Genomic DNA, 23,732 nt, shown 5'->3' with positions numbered 1-23,732 from the left:
ATGGGTACGATTCATAGCAGGAAGAAGCAGGAGGTGTTGGACACTCCGCTGCTGGTATTTGATTGCACGCTGGCCGATGGGCGCGTGGAGCGGTGGGCGACGCACCGGGTGATGGTGGAGGGCGAGGAGTACGCTCCGCGGCTGCTGCGGCATGGAGGGTTCGATTTGCGACTGGCCGGCGATGACGCGATTGACGCGGGGTCGCGGTTCTGGCTGGAGCTGTCGAATGTGGATGGCGTGGTGTCGCAGATCGACCGGAGCGCCGGATGGAAGGGTGCGCGGTTGAAGGTGCGGTTCGGGTTCTTCGACATCGAGGCGGGCGTGCCGGTGTCGGAGCTGACGGGCGTGTTCCTGGGCAGCGCGAATCCGGTGGATGAGTTGACGGAGACGACGGCGCGGCTGAGTTTCACGAACCGGCTCAGTCTGCAGAGGGTGGCGGTGCCGACGCTGCGGATCCAGGCTCGGTGCCCGTGGCGATTTCCCTCCAGTGAAGAGGAGCGGACGGAGGCGGCGGGTGGCGAGGGCTATTCGCCGTTCTTCCACTGCGGGTATTCGGCTGGAGTCGAAGGTGGGGTGGGCAATCTGGAGAACGGGGCGGCGTTCACGGGGTGCAACCGGACGCGGGCGGATTGCGCGGCGCGGGGGATGCTCTCGAAGGACGCGGAGGGCAGGGCTACGGCGCGGTTTGGCGGGTTTGCGTTCATCCCTCCCAGCATTGCGGTGCGGCCGCATGGGGAGCAGACGAAGACCGCGGAGGCCGTGGATGGGCGGGCGAAGGCGAATGATGCGGTACCGGTGTTGTATGGGACGGGGTGGCTGGCGGCTCCGGTGATTTTTGCGCGGAGTGATGGGAATCTGACACATGCCGAGGTGCTGGTGGGGTCGGGCCCGATTGAGGGTGTTTTGAAGGTGGTGGCGAACGGGGTGGAGTTGCCGCTGGGCCAGGTGGGCCAGGACATGACGGGGACGGGCTGGTATAACGTGCTGAGCCGGGGTGAACGGAATGGCGGATTCAACCTGAGCTTTGCGGATGCGCAGGGGCAGGCGTTGGGGGATCCCCATGGGGGCATGGCGTGTTTGGAAGTTGTGTTGCCGAACTCACTATTGAAGACGGGTGCGCTGCCGAAGGTGGATGTGCTGGCGAACGGGTTGAAGCTGCAGAGATACGATGCGGAGGGCGCGGCGTTGGATGTGGTGTTCACGAAGAATCCGGCCTGGGTGCTGCTGGACCTGCTGCGACGCAGTGGTTGGGCGGAGAGTGAACTCAATCTGAAGAGCTTCGCGGCGACGGCGGCGTACTGTGATGAATTTGTGACGGCGCTGACTCCGGAGGGCGTAGAGGTGCAGGTTCCGCGGTTCGAGACGAATCTGTTGCTGACGCAGCGGCGGAGCCTGAACGACGTGGTGGGCGGGCTGCGACTGGCGTCGGCGCTGATGATCACGGTGGACGAAGGCGGGCAGGTGCGGTTGTCGCCGGAGACAACGCTGGCGCGGCAGCAGGGTGAGAAGAGTGAGGTGACCAATTCGACGGCGCCGCTGGCGGGTGGGTGGCCGGCGTACGAGTTTGGCGACGGGCTGAACGGGTTCTCGGGCATTGCTCGGGATGGGCGCGGGCAATCCACGTTTCGCATCACGCGGAGGGGGCAGAGCGAGAGTCCGAACCGGCTGAGCGTCGAGTTCCAGGATGAGTTCAATCAGTACCAGCAGGACAGCCTGTCGCTGGTGGACTTCGAGGATGCGGCGGCGTCGGGGTGCGAGGTGGCGGCTCCGTTTGGGGCGATGGGGCTGCCGCACTTCGACCAGGCGGCGCGTGTCCTGCGGCTGCAGATTCAGAAGAACATCCAGGGGAATCATTATGTGGAGTTTGAGACGAGCGTGCAGGCGATTGGACTGCGGCCGGGCGACCTGATTGCGTTGTCGCATGCGAAGGAGGGGTTGGATCGGGCGCTGTACCGGGTTTTGCGGTTGACGCCGGCGGTGAATTTCGAGCGGGTGCGGATTGCGGCGCAGCGGCACGAGGACGGTTGGTATGCGTTGGCGGGTGGGGCGGCGGAAGACGCGCAGGGACGAGGGAGCGAGCCACAGGGCGGTTTGGGGACGCCACGGCCGTTGAGCGGGACTGTGGTGCGAGCGGACGGCGGGCAGGACTTCGGCGTGACCGAAAGCGAAGACGGCGTGGGCGCGTTCGTCGAACTGACGGTGAAGTTCAGTCCGCCTCGGCGGCCTGTGTTGACGGGGCTGGCGGCTCCGGTAGTGGGGTTGGCGCCGGCATTGCACGCGGGCGGTGGGACGCTGGCCGCGGGGGCAACGTACTACTACGCGGTGAGTGCGTTGAATGCGGAGGGAGACGAGTCGGCTTTGTCATTTGTGGTGCGGGCGACACTGCCGGCGGGTCCGGCGCAGTACTCGGTGGAGTTGCAGGGGCTGCGGTTCGGGCCGGGCAGTGAGCGGATGCGAGTGTACCGGGGGTCGACGCCGGGCGTGCTGGACCGGATCGCGGAGCAGGCGGCGGTGAATGGGCCCTTTGTCGATGCGGGGTTGGCGGCGCAGGCGGCGGCGGCTCCGGATGGGAACTATGATCATGCGCGGTTCCAGTGGCGGTTCGAGATGGGTCCGGAGGTGGCGGCTACGACGTACGGACTCCGGTTGATTGGGCACGAAGGGTTGGGCTTGGAAGAAGACCTGTGGGCCGGGTGTGTTGTACGGATTACTCGAGGAAGGGGGGCAGGACAGGAGCGGACGATCAGCGGGCATACGGATGAAGTGTTGACGGTGACCGAGGATTGGCTGGTGGTTCCGGACGGCACCAGTTTCTTCACGATTGTGGAGGCGGGTTGGAAGTCGATTGGGATCACGCAGACGGACTCGATTGATTTCCTGGTTCCGAACCTGGCGGGGCAATGGGTGCAGGTGACCGGAGTGGCGGTGAATGCGCTGGGGGTGGAGAGTGCCTGGCGGGAGGCGATCGTCACGCGGTTTGAAGTAGGCGGGTCGGCCGAAGGCGGAGATGGCGCTGTGCCGGGCGTGGCGACATTCGGGTTGTCGACAGTTGGCCGCGGCGAACTGGAAGTGGGCGGCATCGGTTTTGAGAGCCTGGAGAATACGCGTACGATCCAGGCGGGCACATTGCGGCTCCACTATTGGGATGAGTTGACCAGCCCGAGTTTGCTGGCGCTGGCGGCGGAGGCGGAGGCGGCGGTTGAGGCGAGTACGGTGTCGTTCAACAGTCCGGCAGGGGCCGAGGTAGGCGGCCTGCTGCAGGTGGGTGACGAGTTGATGCGGGTGTTGACGGTGGCCGCGGACGGGCTGTCGTGCGAGGTGGAGCGGGGGTGCTACGAGTCCAGCGTGGCGAGGCGCCTGGCGGGGGAGAGTGTGTATCCGCTGGCCACGAGGGTGGTGGTGCTGCCCTTCCCCTCAGGATTCTTCGGGAGCGCGATTGCGGGCGGGTATTCCCAGAGGCTGGCTTTGCCGGCGGCGCGGATTGCGGCGGCGGAGCTACATTTCACTAATTCGCAGGGGGATGGGCCGGCGACGGGGCAGTCGTACGCCAACCTGATGGAGGGTGGATTGCGGACGATGTCGGGCGGGCAGTACACGATGCAGTATGAGGGGGTGCCGGCGGTGATGACGTCGATCGCGCCTCCGCTGGTGGTGGACGCGCGAACGGCGGTGCGTGACGTCTCGGCCCGGATGGGTGTGGCTCCGCTGGGGGAACCGGTGGTGGTGCGCTTACTGGTGAACGGGTCGGAGTACTGCGATTTGACGGTAGGGGCCGGATGGACAGGTTCAGAGCAGGTGAGCGGATTTGGGCGGGCGCCGTTAGGAGAGGGGGATGAGTTGAGGGTGGAGATCGTAGCTGTCGGGACGGCGGGGGGGAGTGATCCGGGCCGGGATTTGACGGTCACGATTCGAGTTTGAGGGTGACGTCGACTAGGGCTTGTGGATGACGATGGGGAGCGAAATCTGCTTGCTCTCCGGGTCACGGATGGGCATGGGGTAAGGCGAGATGGGCGTGATGCGCATCTCGTCGCCCTCGATTTCCACGCTGAGGAAATGGATGGTGTCGGCCCAGGCGGCGATGCCGGCGGCGCGCATGCGATCCCGGACATCGCCGGCGCGGAGTTCCCCGCCGGCTCCGGAGAGGATCATGATGGCCTTCCCCATCTCTGGATGGGGCGTGGCGAGCTGGAAGTTGTGCTCGTGACCGCAGAAGTAGGCCGCCACACGATTGTCACGGAACAGATTCATGAAGGGCAGGAGATCGTTGTAAGAGGCCGGGTGGTTGGGACCGGCAGTGAAGGGCGGGTGGTGGCCGTAAGCGATTTTCCAGGGGGCGGAGGAGGCAGCGAGGGTCTTCCTGAGCCACTGATACTGGGCGGAGCGCACATCGAAGCCGGGTACTGGCCAGTCGTGCGCGACGTTGCGGGTGGTGTCGAGGGCGAAGAAATCGGCTAGGCCGGGCACAGAGAAGGTGTAGTAGCGAGCCGGGACATTACCCGGGAAGAAGAAGTTGTCGAGGTAGACGGGCAGGTCGCGGGTCGACTCGGATTCGTTGCCGTCGTGGTTGCCGAGGCTCGGATAGAAGGGGATGTGCTCGATGAGGGGCTTGTAGGGCAGGAAGAAGCGGCTCTCCCAGTGGGCGTCGTCGTTGCCGGTGCCGCGGCGGGTGGGCACGCCAAACACCTTTTTGGCGTAGATGTTGTCGCCGTTAGTGATGACAAAGCGGACGTGCTTACCGGCAGCCTCCAGGCGCTGATACTCGCGGGCCATGACGCGAGCGACTTCCAACTGGCTGAGATCGCCGGTGCCGTAGTCGCCGATGACGAAGAAATTGAGGATGGTGGCGCGCTCGGGCAAGGTGCGAACGGTGCCTCCGCCGATGCGCTTGCCATCGATGAGCACTTCGTAGGGGTAGGCCGTATCCGGTGTCAGGCCGCCCACCTCTTCCCAGTTGCGGCCGGTGACGGGGTGATCGCCGTTGAGGCGGAGCACGGCATTGCCCATCGCTTTGGACGCCCGGCCAATGGTGTTGCGGCCCCCGCCCTCAGTGGTCCCCCAGGCGATGAGGACGCTCCGGGATTGGGTAGGTCCGACATACACGAATTGGGGGGCTGCCGAGACGGCGGCTGCGAGGATAATAGACCAGACGGTAAAGTTTAGAGTTCTTCTGGCGAAAGCACCCATCTCCACCAGTGTGAACGAAAATGGGTGGCCAGCGGCTAGGGGCACAGATCAGCGAGAATGACGGAGATGAGTACGGCGGTAATTCCAGCAGTACGCCGGTCCTGGGTGGACCGGATGATGTCGTTGGCGACAGAAGTGCGGGCCGGCGAAGGCGCCGGAGCACTGCTGCTGGCGCTGAACGTCTTCATGCTGCTGGGGTCGTATTACCTGCTGAAAACGGTGCGCGAGGCCCTGATCCTCAGCGAAAGCGGAGCCGAGGTGAAGAGCTACGCCTCGGCCGGCCAGGCGCTGCTGCTGTTGTTTGTCATCCCGGCTTACGGCGCGCTGGCCTCGCGGATGAACCGCATCAAGCTGATCACGTGGACTTCCCTGTTCTTCGCCACCAACTTGGTGCTGTTCTACGTGGCGGGCCAGGCCGGGCTGCGGGAAGGTGTCGTCTTCTATCTCTGGCTGGGGATTTACAACAATTTCGTCATCGCGCAGTTCTGGGCGTTCGCCAACGACATTTACACCGAGGATCAGGGCAAGCGGCTATTCCCGGTGATCGGTATCGGGAGTTCGCTGGGCGCGTGGCTGGGCGCGGAGGCGGCGAAGTATTCCATCGGTGTTTTCGGGCCTTACCCGACGATGCTGGTGGTGGCCATTGTCCTGGTGTTGTGTGTACTGCTGACGCGGGTGAGCAACAACTGGGCGGTGAGCGGCAGTGCATCGCAGCAGCGCTCGGCCGCCAAGCCGTTGAGCTCCGACGGGGGCTTCGAGCTGATCTTTCATGACCGCTACCTGTTGCTGATTGCGACGCTGGTGCTGCTGCTGAACATTGTCAACAGCACGGGCGAGTTCCTGCTGGGCAAGCTGGTGACGGCCGAGGCGATCAAGCACGTCGGGGCTGGTGCGGCGCTGGCGGCAGCCCGGGGTAAGTACATCGGGCAGTTTTACGGTGAGTTCTTTGGCGCGGTCAACCTACTGGGCCTGTTGATGCAGGCGTTCCTGGCTTCCCGGGTGCTGAAGTACCTGGGCGTGCGGGGGGCACTTTTCATCCTGCCGGTGATCGCGTTCGGCGCGTACGGGCTGCTGCTGGTCTACCCTGTGCTGGCGGTCGTGCGGATGGTGAAGATCCTGGAGAACAGCACGGACTACTCGATCCAGAGCACGACAAAGCAGGCGCTGTTCCTGATGACCAGCCGCGAGGCGAAGTACAAGGCGAAGACGGCCATCGACACGTTTGTGGTGCGCATGGGCGACATGCTGCAGGCGGCGCTGGTGTTTACGGGTACGAAGTTCGCGCTGGGGCTGCAGAGCTTTGCCGCGGTGACGATGGTGATGACGGTGTTGTGGCTGACGATCGCGGGCCTGATCTTCAAGGAGCATCTGGCACTGGAAGCGCGGCAGCGGAAGATTCACGGACCGACTGTCTAGCGCACAGCGGCTGTTGAGCTTGGTTCCTGGAAGATTCCACCGGACTGGTGGAAGGGAGAGGCGATCTGAAGGGCTTTTGGGGCGGGTGATGGGATTCGAACCCATGACATCCAGAACCACAATCTGGCGCTACTACCAACTGAGCTACACCCGCCGCAGTACCCCTTTATCTTACCATCAAAGGCCGGCTTTCTTCCAGAGGTCGCTGACCCGTTGAACCACAGCGGGATCCATGCGGATCACGTCGGGCCAGCGGCGCGTGAAGCCCTCCTGCGGCCATTTGCGGGTGGCGTCGATACCCATTTTGGAGCCGAAGTCGGGCAGGCGGCTGGCGTGGTCGAGGGAATCCACGGGTCCGAGGGCGAATTCGATGTCGCGCTGCGGATCGATATTGTTCAGGGCCCGCCAGGCGACTTCGCTGTAGTTCTGGACGTCGACATCCTCGTCCACCACAACGATCACCTTGGAAAACATTGCTTGGCCGAGCCCCCAGATGGAGTGCATGACCTTGCGCGCGTGGCCCGGGTAGGACTTGCGGATGGAGATCAGCATGAGGTTGTGGAACACGCCCTCGGCCGGCATCGACATGTCGCGGACCTCGGGCAGCTGCAGGCGCATCAGGGGCAGGAAGACGCGCTCAATCGCCTTGCCCATGAAGAAGTCTTCCATGGGCGGCGGACCGACGATGGTGGTGGGGTAGATGGGGTCCTTGCGATGCGTCATGCATTCTACATGGAAGACCGGGTAAGGATCCTCCAGGGAGTAGAAGCCGGTGTGGTCGCCGAAGGGGCCTTCGGTGCGGGTCTCGCCAAGTTCGACATAGCCTTCGAGGACAAACTCCGCATTGGCGGGCACTTCCAGGTCGTTGGTTTCGCAGCGCACCATCTCGACGGGTTTATTGCGGAGGAAGCCGGCGATCATCATTTCGTCCAGATCGGGCGGCAGGGGGAGGATGGCCGAGTACATGGTGGCCGGGTCGGCGCCGATGGCCACGGAGACCGGCATTCGCTTTGTCTTCCCCTCACGCATCAGGCGGCGGTAGTGTTCCGCGCCCTGTTTGTGGGTCTGCCAGTGCATGCCGGTGGAGCGCTCATCGTAGACTTGCATGCGGTACATGCCGCAGTTGCGCTTGCCGGTCTCCGGATTGCGGGAGAAGACCATGGGCAGGGTGATGAACGGGCCGCCGTCCTGGGGCCAACAGTGCAGGACGGGCAGTTCCTTGAGCGAGAAGTTGTCCTTGCGAATGACCTCTTTGCAGGGGCCGCGGTCGACGATCTTGGGGAAGAAGTTCGCCATGTCGGCGAGCTTGGGCAGCATCTTGAGTTTGTTGATGAGGCCCTGCGGCATGCGCATTTCCAGCATCTCGGAGATGCGGCCGGCGATGTCGTCGAGCGATTCGCACTCCAGCGCCAGGCGCATGCGCTTGTGGCTGGCGAACGCGTTGATGAGGACCGGGGCGGCGTAGCCCTTGGGCTTCTCAAACAGCAGGGCGGGCCCGCCGGTTTTGACGGCGCGATCGGCAAACTCGGTGATCTCCAGATAGGGATCGACCTCGAATGGGATGCGTTTGAGCTCTCCCGCCTTTTCCAGTGTGCGAACGAATTCGCGCAAATCCGCGTAAGCCATGTATGAATGAAACCTTCGTTCTACTATGATGAATCTTTTCGGAGCTTTGAGGCACTCTTATGTCATCCCGTATCGCATTTGTCACCGGCGCCAGCCGCGGCATCGGCCGCGCGTGCGCTTTGAGCCTGGCTTCGGCCGGACACAAGGTGGTTCTGGCCGCCCGTGACGTTCAGAAGTTGGAAGCTGTGAAGGAGGAAATTCTGGCCGGGGGCGGAGCGGCGTCGGTCGTCTCACTCGACCTGGCGTCGGAGGAGTCGATCAAGGCGGCTTTCGCGCAGGCCGTACAGGAGGCCGGACCGATTACGATTCTCGTCAACAACGCGGGCATCACGAAAGACGGGCTGGCGATGCGCATGAAGAAAGTGGACTGGGACACGGTGCTGCAGACGAACCTGACGGGCAGTTTCCTGTGCATCCAGGCGGTGATGCAGGGGATGTTGAAGGAGCGTTGGGGGCGGATCATCAACATCGCGTCGGTGGTGGGGGAATCGGGCAACGCCGGACAGGCGAATTATGTCGCGTCGAAGGCTGGCCTGATTGGGTTGACCAAGTCGCTGGCGATGGAGTTGGGCAGCCGGAATGTGACGGTGAATGCGGTGACTCCGGGGTTCATTGCGACGGACATGACGGCGGTGTTGAGTGATGAAGTAAAGCAGAAGCTGTTGGCGGCCATCCCGTTGAAACGGCTGGGGTCGGCGGAGGATGTGGCGGCGGCGGTGAAGTTTCTGGCGAGTGAAGAGGCGGGGTATATTACGGGGTCGGTTTTGAAGGTGAATGGCGGGATGTATATGTAGGGGAGGCCGGTAGACAGAGCCGCCCTAAACGGAGCCGCGATCGTCAGAGAGCGGGTAGTTCCACGCAGACTTGCAAGTTCCCTTGTCGGACTTCGAAGTAGTCCGCGGGTTCCGCCGCTCGCTTGCACTCACGGCTCGACTTCATCGTCTTCCCGATAGACGGACATCGGGGCGCCTTGCTCTTCCGCCACGTATTGGATTGCAGCAGCTACTTCCTCGGGCTTCCACAGCCAGCGAGTGCTGCCGTGACGCGCCCAGCGCTTGCGGTCTGGTTCGTCCAGGTCCAGGGCGTTCAGACGCCTGCTGGAGTAGGCCTTGATGTCGCTCATGACACGCTCCGGCGGCGCCTGCGCACGGATGACGAGATGGACGTGGGTTGTACGGACTTGGACGGCCAGTAGAGCCCAACCTCGGTAGGCGCACACCTCGCGCGTCGTTGCCAGGATTGCCTCGCCGCGGATTGCGTCTAGCAAGTAGGGTGCTTGGTCCATGCGCGCCGTGTCGGCGGAATGACGCAGGGTGTTGGCCAGGAGGACTGGCGTGCCGGGTTTGTTGTGGTGGCGGTCGACCGAGCCGCTGGCGCTGCCGTGGAGATGGCATCCATAGCAGGCGAAGGTGATCAGGTACGTCACGTTTCGCGCTTGTAAGTTAGTTTAGGACTGGGAGCCGCTGGCGTCGATATCCGCTCGCTTACGCTCACGGCTCCGTTTGCGGGCGGCTACAGGAGCTTCGCTAGCTCGCGCATCACTTCGAAGGCGTCCGCCACATACAGGACGTCTGCTTTGCCCCTCGCCCAGCCGCAGGCCGCGTCCAGGTTGATGGCACGGCGCTCGTTGATGAAGCGCCAGCCCACTACGTGCGGTTCCTCTCCATGGCAGCAGGTCGACAGGCCCTTGCGGTGGCGCGGGGTCGAGCCGGTCTGGCCTACCTGATGGAGATGCGTCAGGAACGGCAGCACCGCCTGGCCTTCGCCCGACAGATCGACCAGCGACTTCGAGGAACCCAACGACGACTTGTTGTGCTGGACGAAGTTGAGGATCAGGCTGCCCGCCTCGTCGGTGTGGGTCTGGCCGTCCTTCTGCTTCTTGGTCCAACCGGCTCCGGCGACGAACAGGAGTTGCGCGTCGGGGCGGATGGTCTGCTGGTCGGCGTTGGGCGACTGGTAGCCGATCACTTCGGTGCGGGTCTCCACAGCGCAGGGCAGCACCTCGGCGACGGCACCGGGTTGGGTGCTGCAGGGATCCGCGGCGCCGGGCTCGATGAGGACGAACCACGGGCGGGCCGTACGGCTCTGGGTGGCTTCCATGCGCTGCCGGTAGTACCAGCGGTGGACGGAGAGATCGGGATCCACGGCGACGACATGGGTGTCGCAGGCTCCGCTGAGGCGGGCAGCCACGCCGGGCAGCGCGCGCTGGAAGCGCAGGGTGCAGGGGGCGAGGATCACTGTGGCTCCGCTGGCCAGGGCGAGGGCCTGGGCGGCCGCGGCGTCGGTGGCATAGCGGGATACCGACACGATATCGCCTTCGACGGCGCGAACGCTGAGGGCGCCTTCCGAGACAGACTGGGCGGCGGCCGCTGCATTGGCGCCGAGAACGGCCAGGTGATACGAACCGAGCGTACGGGCGACAGCCAGCGTCTCCAGGGCAGCCTTGGGCAGAGCGCCTTCGTCGGTGGTGTGGAGTAAAACGAGAATGGGTTCCATGGGCGCGCTCCTTATTGCTTGATCCAGTCGGCGAGTTCCTGGGCGATCTGGGCGGCCGGAACATCCTTCACGATCTTCGTCTGGCGGGTGACGGCCGGCAGGGCCACGGAGGCGTAGCTCACTGTCGTCGTCAGCGCCGCGGCCTTGGCCTTCTGCAAGGCAGGCATCATGGCGCGCATGTTGGCCATACCGGTCTGGGGGTGATTCGAGGGTTCGGGCAGATTGCCGGTGGCCCAGGCCAGGACGGCCGGAGGCGCGGCGCATTTCGACACCTGGTGGCGTCCGCCTTCCACGCGTTCCTTGATGATCAGGGCGCCGGACTCGTCGACCTTGAGTTCGTCGACGGCCAGAAACTGTTCGGTGATGCCGAGCTTCTCGCCTACCATCTGCATGACGACGCCTGCTCCGCGGGTGGCCGATTCCCAACCACCGAAGAGCAGCATCTGGGACTTGTCGAGGCCGGGAATGGCGGCGATGGCGTCGGCCAGGGCAGCGGCGACCGAGGCGGAGTCAGTAAACCCGCCGCCAGGTCCGTCGAGCGGCACGAGTTCAAAGGGCAGCTTCTGGGCGACGGTCATCATCACCTGCTGGAGCTTGGCCTTGGGGGCGATGCTCACCACTTTGATGACGGAGCCGGGCACGTTCTTCGCCAGGTTGGCGGCTTCATACAGCGCATGGCCGGCCCACGGATCGAACACGGCAGGCAGCATCAGTTCGTTCTTCAGGCCCGGGCCCGCCGGCGTGGTGACCGGCTCCAGGGTTTGTAGCGGATCGGGCGCGAGCCCTCCGCAAACGATGATTTGGTATGGCATAGGTAACTCGTTGGGGCGCTGGGCCTCAGTTTTCGGCGCTGTGCAGGCCTCCCGGGGCGGCACAGAACTCAATGTTGTCCAGCGGGCAATTCCACAGGCAGGCGCCGCAATGGACGCACTTCTCGTGATCGAAAGCAGGCACGCCCGAGCCAGGGTGGATCGCTTCGCCGGAACAGATCTCGATGCAGATCTTGTCGTGGCAGGCGATGCAGACGTCGGGCTCGAGGAAAATGACGTGGTCGGGGGTCTCGGACGGCGCCTGGACCTTACCGCCCATCAGCAGCGCGTCCTGGTGGGAGACCAGCAACTGGCCGTCGAACTCGATGGGCGGCCAGCCGGCGGCGTCCATCAGGGCGTCGTGTAGCGGCTTGCCGTCGCGGTTGCAGTGTTCGCGGATCTTCTCAATCTGGGAGTGGGAGACGCGGCCCACGTAGAAGTCTTCCAGGCGGGCGGGCTGCTTGTCTTCTTTGGGACGGGGGACGAACACGCGGCCGTTGGTGAGCCCGGCCAGGCCCATGCCGATGAAGCCGGTGAGGACCCCGCGCTGGAAGCCGTTGCGGGCCTTCTCGGCGATGATCGATTCGTCTTCCAGCCACGAGCGGCGGCGGCGCGCTTCGTAGCGGGATTTGAGATTCTCTTTGGAGAACGGCAGGCCGGCGCGGTAGATCTCGAGCACCGCTTCAGCCAGTTGCGTGCCGGTGAGCCAGGCTTCGTCGACTCCGGAACCGGTAAGCACGTTGGTGGAACCGGAGCCTTCGCCGATGCGGGCATAGCCGTCGCCGCAGAGGTGCGGTTCGCCGCGGCGTCCGCTTTCCAGCAGTGACTTGGCGCCCCAACTGCGCATGCGGCCGCCTTCAAGATGTTGCCAGAGGTAAGGATGCTGGACGAAGTGCTGCAGGTAGCGGTAAGCGGTGCGGGCCGGAGTCTCCAGCCACGAGGGGACGAAGATGCCGACCGAGGCGACGCGGCCCGGGTGGACATAGAAGAAGCCGAAGATTTCAGGTTCCGGATAGCCGATGGTGTGGAAGACGGTGCCTTCGGGCAGGGTGCAGGACTCGGGCAGCTCGACGACCATCTTCATGCCGACAGCCCATTCGTCGCGGGCGTGGCCTTCCGGCATGCCCATGGTTTCGTCGAGGCGGCGGCCCACCGGACCGATGGGGCCATCACCGACCACGGTGAGTTCGGCGCGTACTTCCGTGCCGTCTCCGGCGAGCACGACTCCGGTGACCTTATCGTTCTCTACGAGCGCTTCGGCGACAGGGGTGGAGGGCCAGATCTGCGCCAGGCCGGACATCATCACCTGTTGGCCGGTCCATTGATTGAACTGGCCGAGGGAGAGGATGAAGCCGTCGCGTTTGTGCAGGAAGGCGGGGCAGTAGGGCAGTTCCCAGCCGCTGTTTTTGATGCCGAAGGCCTGCAGGACTTTGTCGGCGAGCTGCATCAGGGCCGGACGCCGGCTGGCGCCTACCGGGTCGAGCAGGTAAACGAGCTTCTCGTCGCTGACCCGCGTGGCCATCGGGATCTCTTCCAGCGGCAGTTCCGGGAACGACGCCCGGATGGCGCGGCCGCGCGTGACGACACCCGAGACACCGAAGGCGATGTCGTCGGCGCGTTCATAGCAGAGCACCTGCGGCGGCAGTCCTGGCATGGCGCGGGACTCCAGCGCCTGGCCGGATTCTTCCTGCAGGCCGCGCGTCAGCGTGGTGAGGAAGCCCGCTGTCGCCGGACCATAGCCGACGCATACGATGTCTGCGTCAAGCGGTTTGACTTCGGATTCGTCGCTGGGCTGAGGATTCATGCGAGTTCCTTTCCGCGGCGGCGCGGTTTAGAGCGGGTAATCCAGGGCGGCCGGGATCATCACCTTTTGGAGGGACTCTCCGGCGCGGTCCTTGGCGAGCATGGCGCCGGCCAGGCACCCATCGAGCTTGTTGCGCAGGCGGGTGAAGTCGCTGAGCCCGGTGGCGTGCACGCAGGGGCCGGCCTTCCTGGAATGCGTGCCGTCGTCGTTCCTGACGTCGACCACGAAGCTGGAGGAGCCGGGGATGATGGATTCGATCTGCTGCAGCTCTTCTTCGCGGAAGCAGTTGCCGCAGTCTTCGGGCCGGGTCCAGGAGGGGTGCAGCATGTAGCCGTAGACGAGTTCCGTGCAGATGCGGGCGACTTCGCCGGCGGCGTGGGCGGACTGGATGTGGCAGAGGTCCGTGAGGAACTGGATGGTGCCTTCGGCGCCGTCCTGCAACTGGTCTGCGTTCTTGCGAAGATTCTCAACGTCGAGGATCTGGCAACGGGATGACACCAGCCAGCAGAGAGCGTCGGCCATGGGGAATGTGACGCCCTGGCGGGTGCCCTGGTAGAGGCGCTGGCCGGAGGCATCCTTGCCGTGTTGCAGGTAGTCGAGCGTCCACGCCCAGAGGTTCATGGCGGAGGCGAGGGTGCAGGCTCCGGTGCCGGGGGCTTGGGCCGCGACCTTGCGCATCTCCTGGGTCCACTGGCGGAACTGGGCGAGGAAGACCTCACTGGTCATCGTGACGGAGAGCTGGCGGCGCTGGACGGCCTCGGGGCCTTCGTACGTCGCTTCGAGCTGCGTGTCCATCCACTTGTAGCCGAGGAAGCCGGGGCAGTCTTCAGTAATACCGTAGCCGCCCATCAGGCTGACCGCTTCGCGCATGACGCGCGAGCCGTTACCGGTGTTCCAGAGCTTGGTGGCCGGGCACAGGACGCTGGCTTCGGCGTCGACGATCATGAACTGGACCACGGGGTCGGCCGCGAGTTCGGCGTAGCGGGCGGACTGGCGGGCCAACTCGCCCTTGCCGTTGAGTTCGATGAACTCCAGGGCGTCGGGGATCCGCTTGCGGAGGGCCTTCATGGCGGTGGTGCCGCCGCCGATGCCCTGCTCAGCGAACAATTTGTCCTTGGCCTTTTCGACAGGGTCGATTGAGTCAAAGATGCGAGCCGTGGCGAAACCGAGGGAGGAGCCCGCTTCACCGGTGGCCCACACGTCGAGCAGGCGGTGGGTGACGTCTTCCTTCTGCTGCAGGCCGAGTTCGTAACGCGGGGAGCCCGGGGCGACGGCGCCGGAGCCGCGGAAACGGTCGCGATGATAACGGATGAGCGGCTCAATCGCCGACAGCAGCTTGGCCGAAGTCATCAGGCCAACGCCGACACGGGTGCGGCGGAACACGGCTTCGATGACATTTCCATGATCGTAGGTGGGGACCACCTGGCCGTCCACCACCTTATAGCCGCCGATGATACGGTTGGCCGGAACCCTCAACTGGAAGACAGGGTCGGCTGTGGAGGAGAGCTGGTGGACCAGCTTGCGGGTGGGGGTGCCGCGGTCGAAGATGCCGGGATCGTCTTCGTGCAGGATCACCATCATGGTGCCCTTCAGGCGCGGATCGTCGGATTCCACCGCCGCCGTGACGAAGTTGGCGAAGCCCATGTTGGTGATGAAGCGGCCGCGCTTGGAGACTTCTAGGATGGGTTCCCCGCCCTCGGGCCACTCGGCAATGCGTACCTTACCGCACAGGATTCCGGTTTCGACGCCGACGTAAGGAATGGGCTCAGTGAGGGCGAAGGCAGCGCGCTTGGGCGGACGGCCGGGTTGCGGCGTCGCGATGTTCATGTAGTACGCCTGCTGCTCGGGCGTACCTTTCTCATGGATGGGGGCCAGGCCGAGGTGGGTGGCGAGGGAAGCGGTGGCGGCGCCGCCGTCGACCCAGGCCAGTTCGAAGGCGATGAGGGAGAGGGCGAGGTTCTTGGGACCTTCGATGTAGCCGCCTTCATGCGGCTCCATAAATGCAGCGGTGATGCCGGCGTTGTCGAACTCCACCAGCAGGCTGTTCTTTTCCGGAGTCCAGTCGTGAGTGAGGCGGCCGCCCTGGGCAACCAGGCGGGCAACGGGTCCGCGAGCGACACCGCGTACGCTTTGCACCAGCATTTGCAGGTCGAAGCGGTCCTGGAAGCGCCACAGGATCTGCCGGACGTCGTCTCCGGGCAGTGTTTTTAGAAACTCGGCGGAACTGAGAGTACTTGTGGCCGGCATCGATTCTCCTTCTCCCCTGTCGCTGTGCAATCCGAGGTCCAAGCTCGTGAAGTGGGCGACATCGCGCAATTTCAGTGTTTCAGACCAGACAGTCCATTTTACCTGCGGGATAACGCGCAGTCCAGTAGGGTCAGAATCTTCACCTCGGGGTAAAGTGCGCGGAGGACGGCACAACCCGTTTGGGACGGTGCTCCAGGTCGATTCGGGGGGCGAAGATTTTATGTACTGTCCCGCGAAGAATGCCTATATACTCGTCAGGATTGATTTCCTGACCGAAGGAGTTACCGCATGCCGCCTCGAAAAACAGCAAATGCCGCAGCCGCCACCACGGCGCCTGTAAGTACTCACGAAACGATTCTGAAGGCCATCCGCATTCTACTGGACGCCTCGGCAAAGACCGGCGCCGACCCGGAGGGCGCCAAAGCGTTGGTTGGAGACGCGCTCCACCTGCTGCTGCCCATTGTGGCGCCGGGATCCCTGGGGCCGGACGACACCTCCGGCAGCACGCTGCCCAACAAGCGGGGCGATGGCGGCTAAGGTCTGAGCGGACCTCGAGCGCCGGCTAATGGCGGGGGTTGGATTGCGAGGTCCGGAGGATGGACTGGAATTCCTGGTCGTTCCAGAGTTTTGCGAGATCGGGATCGTTCCTCAGGTCGCTCAACGCCGAGGCGTCGACGACCTGGGAACGAACGGTCTCGATGGCACGTTTGCGATCGCCGATCATTTCATAGGCCAAGGCAATGCGCGCCATATAGGGCCGTCGGGCCGACTCCGGAATGGCCTGGATCTCAGCGAGGGTCTGTTTTTTCTCTCCCAGTTTCGAGTAGTACTCGGCCAGGTTGGCATGGATATTGTGGTCGGCCGGGGTGATGCGCTGGGCTTTCTCCGCCAGTTCGATGGCTCTCTGAAACGCAGCGCGGGCCTTGCTTTCGCTGCCGGGCAGCCAGCGGTAGACGGTACCCAGGTTGCCCCAGGTGACGTAAATACTGTTGTCGATATCCAGTGAGGATTCCAGCGCCGACGAGGCTTCACGGAACCGCCGCTGGTAGTAGTAAGCGATCCCCAACAGGTTGTAGCCGCGCGTACTTGGACCGGAGGCGAGCGTTTTCTGGATGAGGCCGGCGGCTTCGGCATACTGTCCCAGCCGCATGTGGACGCCGGCCAGGTTGCGGATGACCACCTCATTGTCAGGCGTCAGTTGCAGTGCATTCTGATAGGCGGTTCGCGCCTCGGGGTAGCGGCCGCGCTGGTAGTAGAAGATGCCGAGCACAACATGCGCCAGCCAGTCAGTGGGGCGGCGTTTGACGGCTTCCAGGTAAGCGGCTTCGGCTTCGGAGTAGCGGCCGGCTGCCGCATAGGCCTGCCCCAGATTGCGATAGGCCTCCGCGTTGCCCGGGGAGATCCGCAGCGCCTGCTGGTGTTCGCGAATGGCGTCTTCAATCCGGCCGCTGTCGCTATAGATCTGGCCCAGCTTGACGTGAGCGACGACCAGGCCGGGATTCAGTTTCACGGCCTTCTCGCCGTACTCCAGCGCGCGGTCGGCCCAATGGCGGTCGCTGGTCATCTTGGCTTTCCACCAGTAGGCTTCGGAGAGGGCGGCATAGGCGAGGGCGAACTCCGGATCCTGCTTCACGGCATCCTGCAGGCTGGCGAGGGCGAGGTCGACGTTGCCTTTGACGTCGTAGCGCGCCAGGTAGCCGCGGCCGCGCAGGTACTGGGCATAGGCGGCGGGCGCTCCGGTTTCACCGGCCTTCACAGCCCCGGCCGCCTCGGCGGTGAGCCGCAGTTCCAGCAGGTCGATGACGCCCGCGACGGCGCCGTCGCGCAGGGCGAGCAGATTGCCGGCATCGAGAATGATGCTGCGCGAGGACACCTGGCGCAGCGTTTGGGCGTTGATGAGGTTCAGGATGCACTCGACGCGGGCGCCGGTCTGCTGCGCGCTGCCGGAGATCACCAGATTCGCGCCGTAGACCTTGCGGGCCTCTTCGGCGCTGGCGATCTTGCGCGCGCGGACATCGCTGGCGGGCACGACGGTGAGTTTGCCCTGAAACTGTTCCAACTGGGTCAGTTTCGCTGTAATGATTTCGGTAAGCCCGTCGGTGAGCGCGCGCAGGGGCTGCTCCGGGCCGATGACGGTGAGCGGGAGGACGACAATCTCCTTCCGCTCCGGTACGCGCGAGGGCAGCCAGCGCCAAACAGCGATTGCGGCGACCAGGACGACCGCCGCCGCGAGGGCGAGCCAGAGTGTGGTGCGGCGCCGGGGCCTGGTGACGACTGGCTTGTCCAGGGTAACCATCGGACTGGCGGCGGATAGCCCGGACTGGACTTGGCGGAGGCGCTGGCCGAGGTCAGCGGCAGACTGGAAGCGCTGGGCCGGATCCTTGGCCAGACACATCAGCACGAGTTCATCGACAGCCGGCGGGATTTCGGGCCGCAGGGTGGAGGGCGGCTTGGGGGCATCGTGGACAATGGCGTAGAGCGTGGTGAGTTCGGTGTCGCGCCGGAAGGGGAGTGTCCCGGTGAGCAGTTCGTAGAGGACGACGCCGAGGGACCAGAGATCGGTGCGGTGGTCGACGTGGCCGCCTTCGGCCTGTTCGGGCGACATGTAGGCGGGGGTGCCGAGGGAGCCGCCGGTGCGCGTGAGGCGGCTGGCGTCGCTGCGCAGGGCCAGGCCGAAGTCGAGGATGCAGGGCTGGCCGTAGAGGCCTTCGACAATGTTGGCGCTCTTGATATCGCGGTGGACGAGTCCCTGGTTGTGGGCGGCGGCCAATCCGCTGGCAACCTGGGCCGCGATTTCGATGGCCCGCTCGATGGGGATGGGACCTTCCTTGAGCAGTGAGCGGAGCGTGGGCCCTTCCACCAGGGCCATGACGAAGAACAGGCGGCCGTTCTCCTCATCCACCTCATACACCGGGCAGATATTGGGATGGTGGACCTGTGCGGCTGACTGGGCTTCGCGGATGAAGCGCTCGCGTTCGTCCGGGGTGACGGCATCACCGGGCAGCACCTTGATCGCGACCGTGCGCTGCAGGCGTGTATCCTCGGCGCGGTAGACCACGCCCATGCCGCCTTGCCCGAGCTTGCCGGTGATGCGGTAGTGGGAGATGGTGGTGCCGATCATAGGGGTAATTTAGGGAACGCTCATGCGGGCGGAAGCGGCCAGCACCAGCGTGGCGTCTTCTACCTGCGCGGCCGGCACCGCGAGACCGGCCGCGGCGAGCGATGCCGCGAACTCGCTCTCTTTCAGAATGTAGCCCAGCAGCTTCACCATCCGTGGGTCATGCGGCAGGCCGGACATGGGCACCTGGACCGTCTGCGGCCCTCGAGTAGCCGAGAAGGCGCCCTGGTGCAGGCCGTCCACTACGACTTCCAGGCGGTCGATGTTCTCCGCTGTGAGTTCCACGGAGAGGTGGTCGGGTTGGGCTTCGACAGACAGGATGCGGAGGGCAAAAGCGGGCTGGGCGGCCAGGCGGCGGCAGGCGAAGTGCATGAGGTCTTCATCGAAGTTCAGCAGGTCGTTGCGCGTCTGGTTGTAGAGTTCGTCGGCCAGGACGCCGGTGTCTTCCAGCGGATGGCCAGCGCGGTCGCCCACTCGAGAGGAACGGCGGATGGCCAGGCCCAGGGTGGCGTCCCTGGGCAGCGCCACGAGGGGAATGTCCTTGAGACCAGCGGTCCTAGCCACGATCTCGGAGTGCAGCCAGCGATTGGCGCCGCCTCCGCCTGTATTGGGATCGACTCCGATGATGGGGCCGATGCGATTGTCCTGGAAGCCGCCGCAGAAGATATCCGCTGCGCTGTAGGAGAGCGCGTCGATGAGCAGCAGCACCGGCCCCTGATAGACCTGGCCAACCGCGTTGGCATCCTCGACGGGCGTGAGCTGCCGGGCCGGGGTGAGAATGCCGCCGCTGGCGACGGAGGCGAGCAGATCCTGCCGCCAGGGATTCCATTCGGCCAGCGTCAGTTGCGAAGGGCCCAGCAGGGGATCGAGCTGGGCCGCAATGCCCTGGGTCATGGGCGTACTGATGAAGTGAAAGCCGGCCGTGCGGATGTCGCTCGGGGTGAGCATCTGCAGCATGCGCTCGGCCGCCTGGATACTGCCGCCCGGATTGGAGCGGACGTCCAGGATCAGCCCGTCGGGCCCGTGGGCATTCAGCAGGCTGAGGATGCGCTGGAACTCGTCCACCAGTTCGTCGGCGTCTCCGTCGAAGCTCCGGATGAGCAGGTAGGAGAATCGTTTGCCCGGCTGGCCTGGATCCACGAGAGTCTTTGGGTTCACCGTGCCTTCGCCCGAGGCTCCGCCGGTGTGTTGGAACTCGAAGACCGCCGGAATCCGGGAGAGGATCTCGTCATCGATCGAGCGCTCGGGTACAAAGGCGGCGTCTGATGAGTTCTTGCCGTAAACACCTGCCTGGGCTGCCTGCTCCACCGCCAGGCGGTATTGGCACCAGAACCGTTTGCGGTATTGTTCGAGCTCCAGTTGCGGGGCATAGACGCTGGAGCCGGACTTGCCGCTGGTGGGCAGGGCTGCGGCGCCCGAGATGACGTTCCAGGGCAGGAGGATGCCCATCTCTTTGGAGGGGTCGACGGCGGAACGGTATTCCAGGGTGACCCAGCGCTCGTCGCGCGGAACGGAGAAGGTCATGGACCGGGCGGTGAGGCGGTTGAGGGCGCGGGCGAACTGGGCGGCTTCGTTGCCGCTGGGGTCCAGTTCGGCTTCGCGGCCGATGGCGGAGTCGACCGGCATGCCATTCCAGAAGGTCACTTCGGCGCCGCGATCGAAATCCTTATGCCCGAACCCGTCCAGGACCCTGGTCACCAGGAAGCGCGCCGCGCCGCTTTCGTCAAAGTAGAACCTGAGTTGAAACGGCAGGAACGCCATGGCGTCCCGGAAGGGCGACGGCAGGCCATAGAAGGTATGGGCGTCCCGCAGCGAGGCGAGGGCGGCCACCATGTCCGAGTGGAAGCGGACCTCGGAGGTCGACGCATTCAGGCGTGAGCGGATGAGCCGCAGGCGCTGCACCGGATCGATGGCATAACGTGCACGTTTAAAAGGCAGGTGCGCGTAGAGTTGATCGACCACCATGATGGCCTGGTCAATAATGGTGTACTTTTCGTCCAGCGTCAGCCGGTGCCCAGGCGCTTCGGCGGCCGCGAAAAATGTGGGCACATCCGTGACTTGCAACTGCGGCAGCTTGGAGCCCTCGCTGCTCTTCTTCAGAACCTCGATGGCTGCGGCGGTGCGCTCTCTCGCGTCCTCGATGACCATTCGAAGGGTACCTCGTTCCTGCGGTTCTACCGAGTATAGCCCTGGACCCCGGCAAGGCAACCGACAAGTACATGATGGCATTGCACATTTTTCGTTTCACATCTAAACTGTGTAGGAAATGCCGGTATGTGGGCGATGCCCGGCATTCCTGACCTGGGACGACTGTTTACCACCACACTGCTGATTCACAACCTATGCCGCAAGATCGACTCACCATCGGACGAGACCCGGCAGCGGATATCCTGATCCCCGAAGCCAGCGTGAGCCGAATACACGCCGAGTTTGTAATGATTGGCGCAGACGAGATTCTATTTCAGGACCGGCAATCCAGTAACGGTAGCTATCTCGTAGAGAACAATGCTCCGGTGAGGATTTCGCAGCAACGTCTACGGTCGGACGACAAGCTGCGGATGGGCAATGTGGAAGTAGTGGTGAAGGATCTGATCGCCGTGGCGCGGAAGCATCTGGCGGAACGAGCCGCCGCCGCCGCGCAGGCGGCCCAGCAGCAGAAGCCTTTGGAGCATCGGAGCGTCCGGATGATCCGGTGCCAGTGCGGGTCAGTGAAGGAAGACGGATCCAGCTGCAAGTATTGCGGCCGCTAACAGGTGGTGGAGGAGGGGCGAAGTGAGCGGAAAGGTACCAAGCCGGGCAATTCTGTTCCCGGTGTCTTTGGTGGCGGCGGTGGTTTTTATCGCGGTGGGAAGCGTGGTGGTGACGGGGCGTCCGGCGGAAGTACTGTTCGATCACCCGTCCAAACATTTCCCTTACCCGTTGACGATCCAGAACATCATGCACGTGGTGTTCTTCATCGGCCTGGGTGAATTGTTTGCCCGCTGGCGCAGCGGCGTACTGGAAGAGGGGCATGTCGGACAGCGCTATCTGCCGGAAGACGAGCAGACGGTGTTGACGGCGCGCGACCTGGGGCCCATCCGCTTGCGGGTGGCGCGTGAGCATAGCCGGGAGCACGGTATCCTGCCCTCGCTGATCGACCTGAGCATCCTGCAATTCCTGGCCAGCAAATCGGTAGACCAGACGGCGACGGTGATGAATTCCAGCCTGGAGTTGATCGCGCACCGCGTGGACATGCGGTATGGCATTGTGCGCTTCATCGCCTGGCTGGTACCGACACTGGGGTTTATCGGCACGGTGTATGCGTTGGGCGCGTCGCTCTCGGAAGCCGGCAGTTCCACGGGCGACCTGAACATTAAGGAAGTGGCCAAGACGCTGGGGGTCGGGTTCGACTGTACGATGGTGGCCCTGGCCCAGAGCGCGATTCTCGTCTTCCTGATGCAACTGATCCAGGAGAAGGAAGAGACCGCCGTGAATCTCGCCGGAGACTACACGCTGCGGAACCTCATCAACCGTCTCTACCAGGGCTAAGCCATGAGAGCCCGCAACCGCGAAGTCAACATCTTCAACATGTCCTTATTGGACATTCTGTGCGGAGCCCTCGGCGCGTTCTGTTTCCTGATGCTGGTGCTGCTGCCTTACTGGAAGCCGTCGGGCCAGCGGGCCGAGGACTTTCAGAAGCAGTACGATACGGCGGCGAAGGAGCTCGATGCGATCCGAGAGAAGCTCAAGAGCATGCCGGGCGGCGCCGATATCGCAGCCAAGTTGAACCGCATGCAGAGCCTGATGCAGAAGCAGCAGGGCATGATCAACGAACTGGAGCGGCGGGCCGCTGCGCTGAAGAAGCGGGCGGAGGCCGCCGATGACCAGGTGAGCGACCTCAAAATGCGCGAACCGCTGCTGGTGAGCGTGCGCTGGGCCTCGGCGAACCAGAATGTGGACGTGTATGTCCGCGCGCGCGGCAAGACAGGGACAGGCAAAGAGATGCCGCTGGTGGATCCGTTGAAAACGCAGGCGACGTTCTTTGCAGGCGATGAATTCCTCGACTGCCAGAGCGGCCCGTGCAATGACACATGGCAATCGCGCGACGTGCCGGTGAACATGCAGTATGAGATCCACTACAAGTTCGTTGCCGACGGGGGCAATCCGGTGCCGGCCGACATCCTGGATGCCTATCTGATGAATCGCGGCGTATTCCTGAAGCTGCCGCGCGTCAAGATGCCGAAGCCGCAGACCTCGACATTGGTCGGGGTTTTTACGGCGACGGGTCCGGACAGCATCAGCTTCACGCCGGAACCCGAATACAAGGCGCAGTTCGACGAGATGAATAAGAAGACTCCCAAGCCGGAAGAGGAGAAGAAGGGCAAATGACGCAGTGCAATGCGGGCCATTTTTACGACGAGACTAAGTTCAGCGCTTGTCCTTATTGCCCGGCGATAGGAGCGGCGCCCGTGGGGAAGACGGTACCGGCGCCTCCGGGCGGCGGAGCGATGCCGTTCACGGTGCCGCCGGCGGGGGCAACGGCTCCTCCGGTGGGCGCGACCGGACCGGATTCGAATAAGACCGTGCCCATGCGACCCATGGACGCGCCGCTGCCGAGTGTACCCAGTGCGCCGTTGGGCCCGGCGGGCGGCCAGAAGACGGTGGTCGCTTACCCGTCGTTCAACGCTCCGGCGGAGGCGCCGGCGCCGGTGAGTCCCGTGGTGGGCTGGCTGGTGTGTACGGAAGGACCGTCGCGCGGCCGCGACTACCGGCTGCATGTGGCCAAGAACTTCGTGGGCCGTGAGAAGACGATGGACGTCTGCGTCGAGGGCGATCCGGAAGTTTCCCGGGAGCGCCACGCCGAAGTCATCTTCGAGCCCCAGACAAAGACGTTCTGGCTGAAGCCGGGCGACTCCAGTGGGCTGGTGTACCTGAACGGCACGATTCAGTTCTCGCCCGTGCAAATGAATGCCAGGGACGTAATCACATTGGGGAAATCCAAGTTGATGCTGGTGACGCTGGTAGGTGCGGATTTCGACTGGAACTGAGCTCC

Annotated in this window: 16 protein-coding genes, 1 tRNA gene and 1 pseudogene; 8 read left to right on the top strand and 10 right to left on the bottom strand. The window is 64.1% G+C overall.

Annotation, left to right across the window (positions count from 1 at the left end):
* Complete coding sequence (locus ACR9Y2_RS24485) at window positions 1–3,918, top strand: phage tail protein (protein WP_435044304.1); 3,918 nt, start codon at window positions 1–3, stop codon at window positions 3,916–3,918.
* 12 nt (window positions 3,919–3,930) lie between these two features.
* On the opposite strand, the gene ACR9Y2_RS24480 is transcribed toward ACR9Y2_RS24485, so the two are convergent.
* Window positions 3,931–5,100 (bottom strand): metallophosphoesterase, encoded by a 1,170-nt coding sequence (locus ACR9Y2_RS24480; protein WP_435044303.1) that lies wholly within the window; start codon window positions 5,098–5,100, stop codon window positions 3,931–3,933.
* Window positions 5,101–5,250: 150 nt separating this feature from the next.
* On the opposite strand from ACR9Y2_RS24480, the gene ACR9Y2_RS24475 reads away from it, so the two are divergent.
* Window positions 5,251–6,600, top strand: coding sequence for an NTP/NDP exchange transporter (locus ACR9Y2_RS24475; protein WP_435044302.1), 1,350 nt, complete (start codon window positions 5,251–5,253; stop codon window positions 6,598–6,600).
* 77 nt (window positions 6,601–6,677) lie between these two features.
* Here the strand turns inward: ACR9Y2_RS24475 and ACR9Y2_RS24470 are convergent.
* Window positions 6,678–6,754, bottom strand: a tRNA-His gene (locus ACR9Y2_RS24470).
* Window positions 6,755–6,777: 23 nt separating this feature from the next.
* Window positions 6,778–8,226, bottom strand: a complete 1,449-nt coding sequence (locus ACR9Y2_RS24465; RefSeq protein WP_435044300.1) for a menaquinone biosynthesis decarboxylase — start codon at window positions 8,224–8,226, stop codon at window positions 6,778–6,780.
* Between the two features lie 59 nt (window positions 8,227–8,285).
* Between ACR9Y2_RS24465 and fabG the strand changes: the two genes are divergently transcribed.
* Window positions 8,286–9,020, top strand: coding sequence for a 3-oxoacyl-[acyl-carrier-protein] reductase (fabG, locus tag ACR9Y2_RS24460; RefSeq protein WP_435044298.1), 735 nt, complete (start codon window positions 8,286–8,288; stop codon window positions 9,018–9,020).
* Window positions 9,021–9,148: 128 nt separating this feature from the next.
* Here the strand turns inward: fabG and ACR9Y2_RS24455 are convergent, their stop codons facing one another.
* From ACR9Y2_RS24455 to ACR9Y2_RS24435, 5 genes are all read right to left on the bottom strand, one after another.
* Window positions 9,149–9,652 carry a transposase gene (locus tag ACR9Y2_RS24455; RefSeq protein WP_435044297.1) on the bottom strand — a complete coding sequence of 168 codons (504 nt, stop codon included), beginning with the start codon at window positions 9,650–9,652 and terminating at the stop codon, window positions 9,149–9,151.
* An 86-nt stretch (window positions 9,653–9,738) separates the two neighbouring features.
* The gene (locus ACR9Y2_RS24450; protein ID WP_435044296.1) at window positions 9,739–10,722 is read right to left on the bottom strand and encodes an electron transfer flavoprotein subunit alpha; all 984 of its coding nucleotides are present in this window, start codon (window positions 10,720–10,722) and stop codon (window positions 9,739–9,741) included.
* Between the two features lie 11 nt (window positions 10,723–10,733).
* Complete coding sequence (locus ACR9Y2_RS24445; protein ID WP_435044295.1) at window positions 10,734–11,534, bottom strand: electron transfer flavoprotein subunit beta; 801 nt, start codon at window positions 11,532–11,534, stop codon at window positions 10,734–10,736.
* A gap of 25 nt (window positions 11,535–11,559) precedes the next feature.
* Window positions 11,560–13,335 carry a 4Fe-4S binding protein gene (locus tag ACR9Y2_RS24440; protein ID WP_435044294.1) on the bottom strand — a complete coding sequence of 592 codons (1,776 nt, stop codon included), beginning with the start codon at window positions 13,333–13,335 and terminating at the stop codon, window positions 11,560–11,562.
* 27 nt (window positions 13,336–13,362) lie between these two features.
* The gene (locus tag ACR9Y2_RS24435) at window positions 13,363–15,582 is read right to left on the bottom strand and encodes an acyl-CoA dehydrogenase family protein (protein ID WP_435044293.1); all 2,220 of its coding nucleotides are present in this window, start codon (window positions 15,580–15,582) and stop codon (window positions 13,363–13,365) included.
* 288 nt (window positions 15,583–15,870) lie between these two features.
* Between ACR9Y2_RS24435 and ACR9Y2_RS24430 the strand changes: the two genes are divergently transcribed.
* Window positions 15,871–16,119: a hypothetical protein gene (locus ACR9Y2_RS24430; RefSeq protein ID WP_435044292.1), complete on the top strand. Its 249-nt coding sequence runs from the start codon at window positions 15,871–15,873 to the stop codon at window positions 16,117–16,119.
* A 25-nt stretch (window positions 16,120–16,144) separates the two neighbouring features.
* On the opposite strand, the gene ACR9Y2_RS24425 is transcribed toward ACR9Y2_RS24430, so the two are convergent.
* Both ACR9Y2_RS24425 and ACR9Y2_RS24420 read right to left on the bottom strand, forming a co-directional pair.
* Complete coding sequence (locus ACR9Y2_RS24425; protein ID WP_435044291.1) at window positions 16,145–18,703, bottom strand: protein kinase domain-containing protein; 2,559 nt, start codon at window positions 18,701–18,703, stop codon at window positions 16,145–16,147.
* A 9-nt stretch (window positions 18,704–18,712) separates the two neighbouring features.
* On the bottom strand, window positions 18,713–20,848 hold the full coding sequence (locus tag ACR9Y2_RS24420) for a S41 family peptidase (RefSeq protein WP_435044290.1): 2,136 nt from the start codon (window positions 20,846–20,848) through the stop codon (window positions 18,713–18,715).
* Window positions 20,849–21,033: 185 nt separating this feature from the next.
* Between ACR9Y2_RS24420 and ACR9Y2_RS24415 the strand changes: the two are divergent.
* The 4 genes and pseudogenes from ACR9Y2_RS24415 to ACR9Y2_RS24400 form a co-directional block, all read left to right on the top strand.
* Window positions 21,034–21,450: pseudogene (locus ACR9Y2_RS24415) on the top strand (FHA domain-containing protein); the annotation flags it as partial.
* A gap of 22 nt (window positions 21,451–21,472) precedes the next feature.
* The gene (locus ACR9Y2_RS24410; RefSeq protein WP_435044289.1) at window positions 21,473–22,228 is read left to right on the top strand and encodes a MotA/TolQ/ExbB proton channel family protein; all 756 of its coding nucleotides are present in this window, start codon (window positions 21,473–21,475) and stop codon (window positions 22,226–22,228) included.
* 3 nt (window positions 22,229–22,231) lie between these two features.
* Complete coding sequence (locus ACR9Y2_RS24405) at window positions 22,232–23,068, top strand: hypothetical protein (protein ID WP_435044288.1); 837 nt, start codon at window positions 22,232–22,234, stop codon at window positions 23,066–23,068.
* Window positions 23,065–23,727 carry an FHA domain-containing protein gene (locus ACR9Y2_RS24400; protein WP_435044287.1) on the top strand — a complete coding sequence of 221 codons (663 nt, stop codon included), beginning with the start codon at window positions 23,065–23,067 and terminating at the stop codon, window positions 23,725–23,727. Before ACR9Y2_RS24405 ends, ACR9Y2_RS24400 begins: the two co-directional genes overlap by 4 nt.
* Window positions 23,728–23,732 lie beyond the last annotated feature (5 nt).

Source organism: Paludibaculum fermentans (assembly GCF_051172195.1).
GTDB classification, from domain to species: Bacteria; Acidobacteriota; Terriglobia; order Bryobacterales; family Bryobacteraceae; genus Paludibaculum; species Paludibaculum fermentans_A.
Note: the sequence above shows the minus strand (reverse complement) of the source record. Positions and strands in the feature narration are given on the sequence as shown.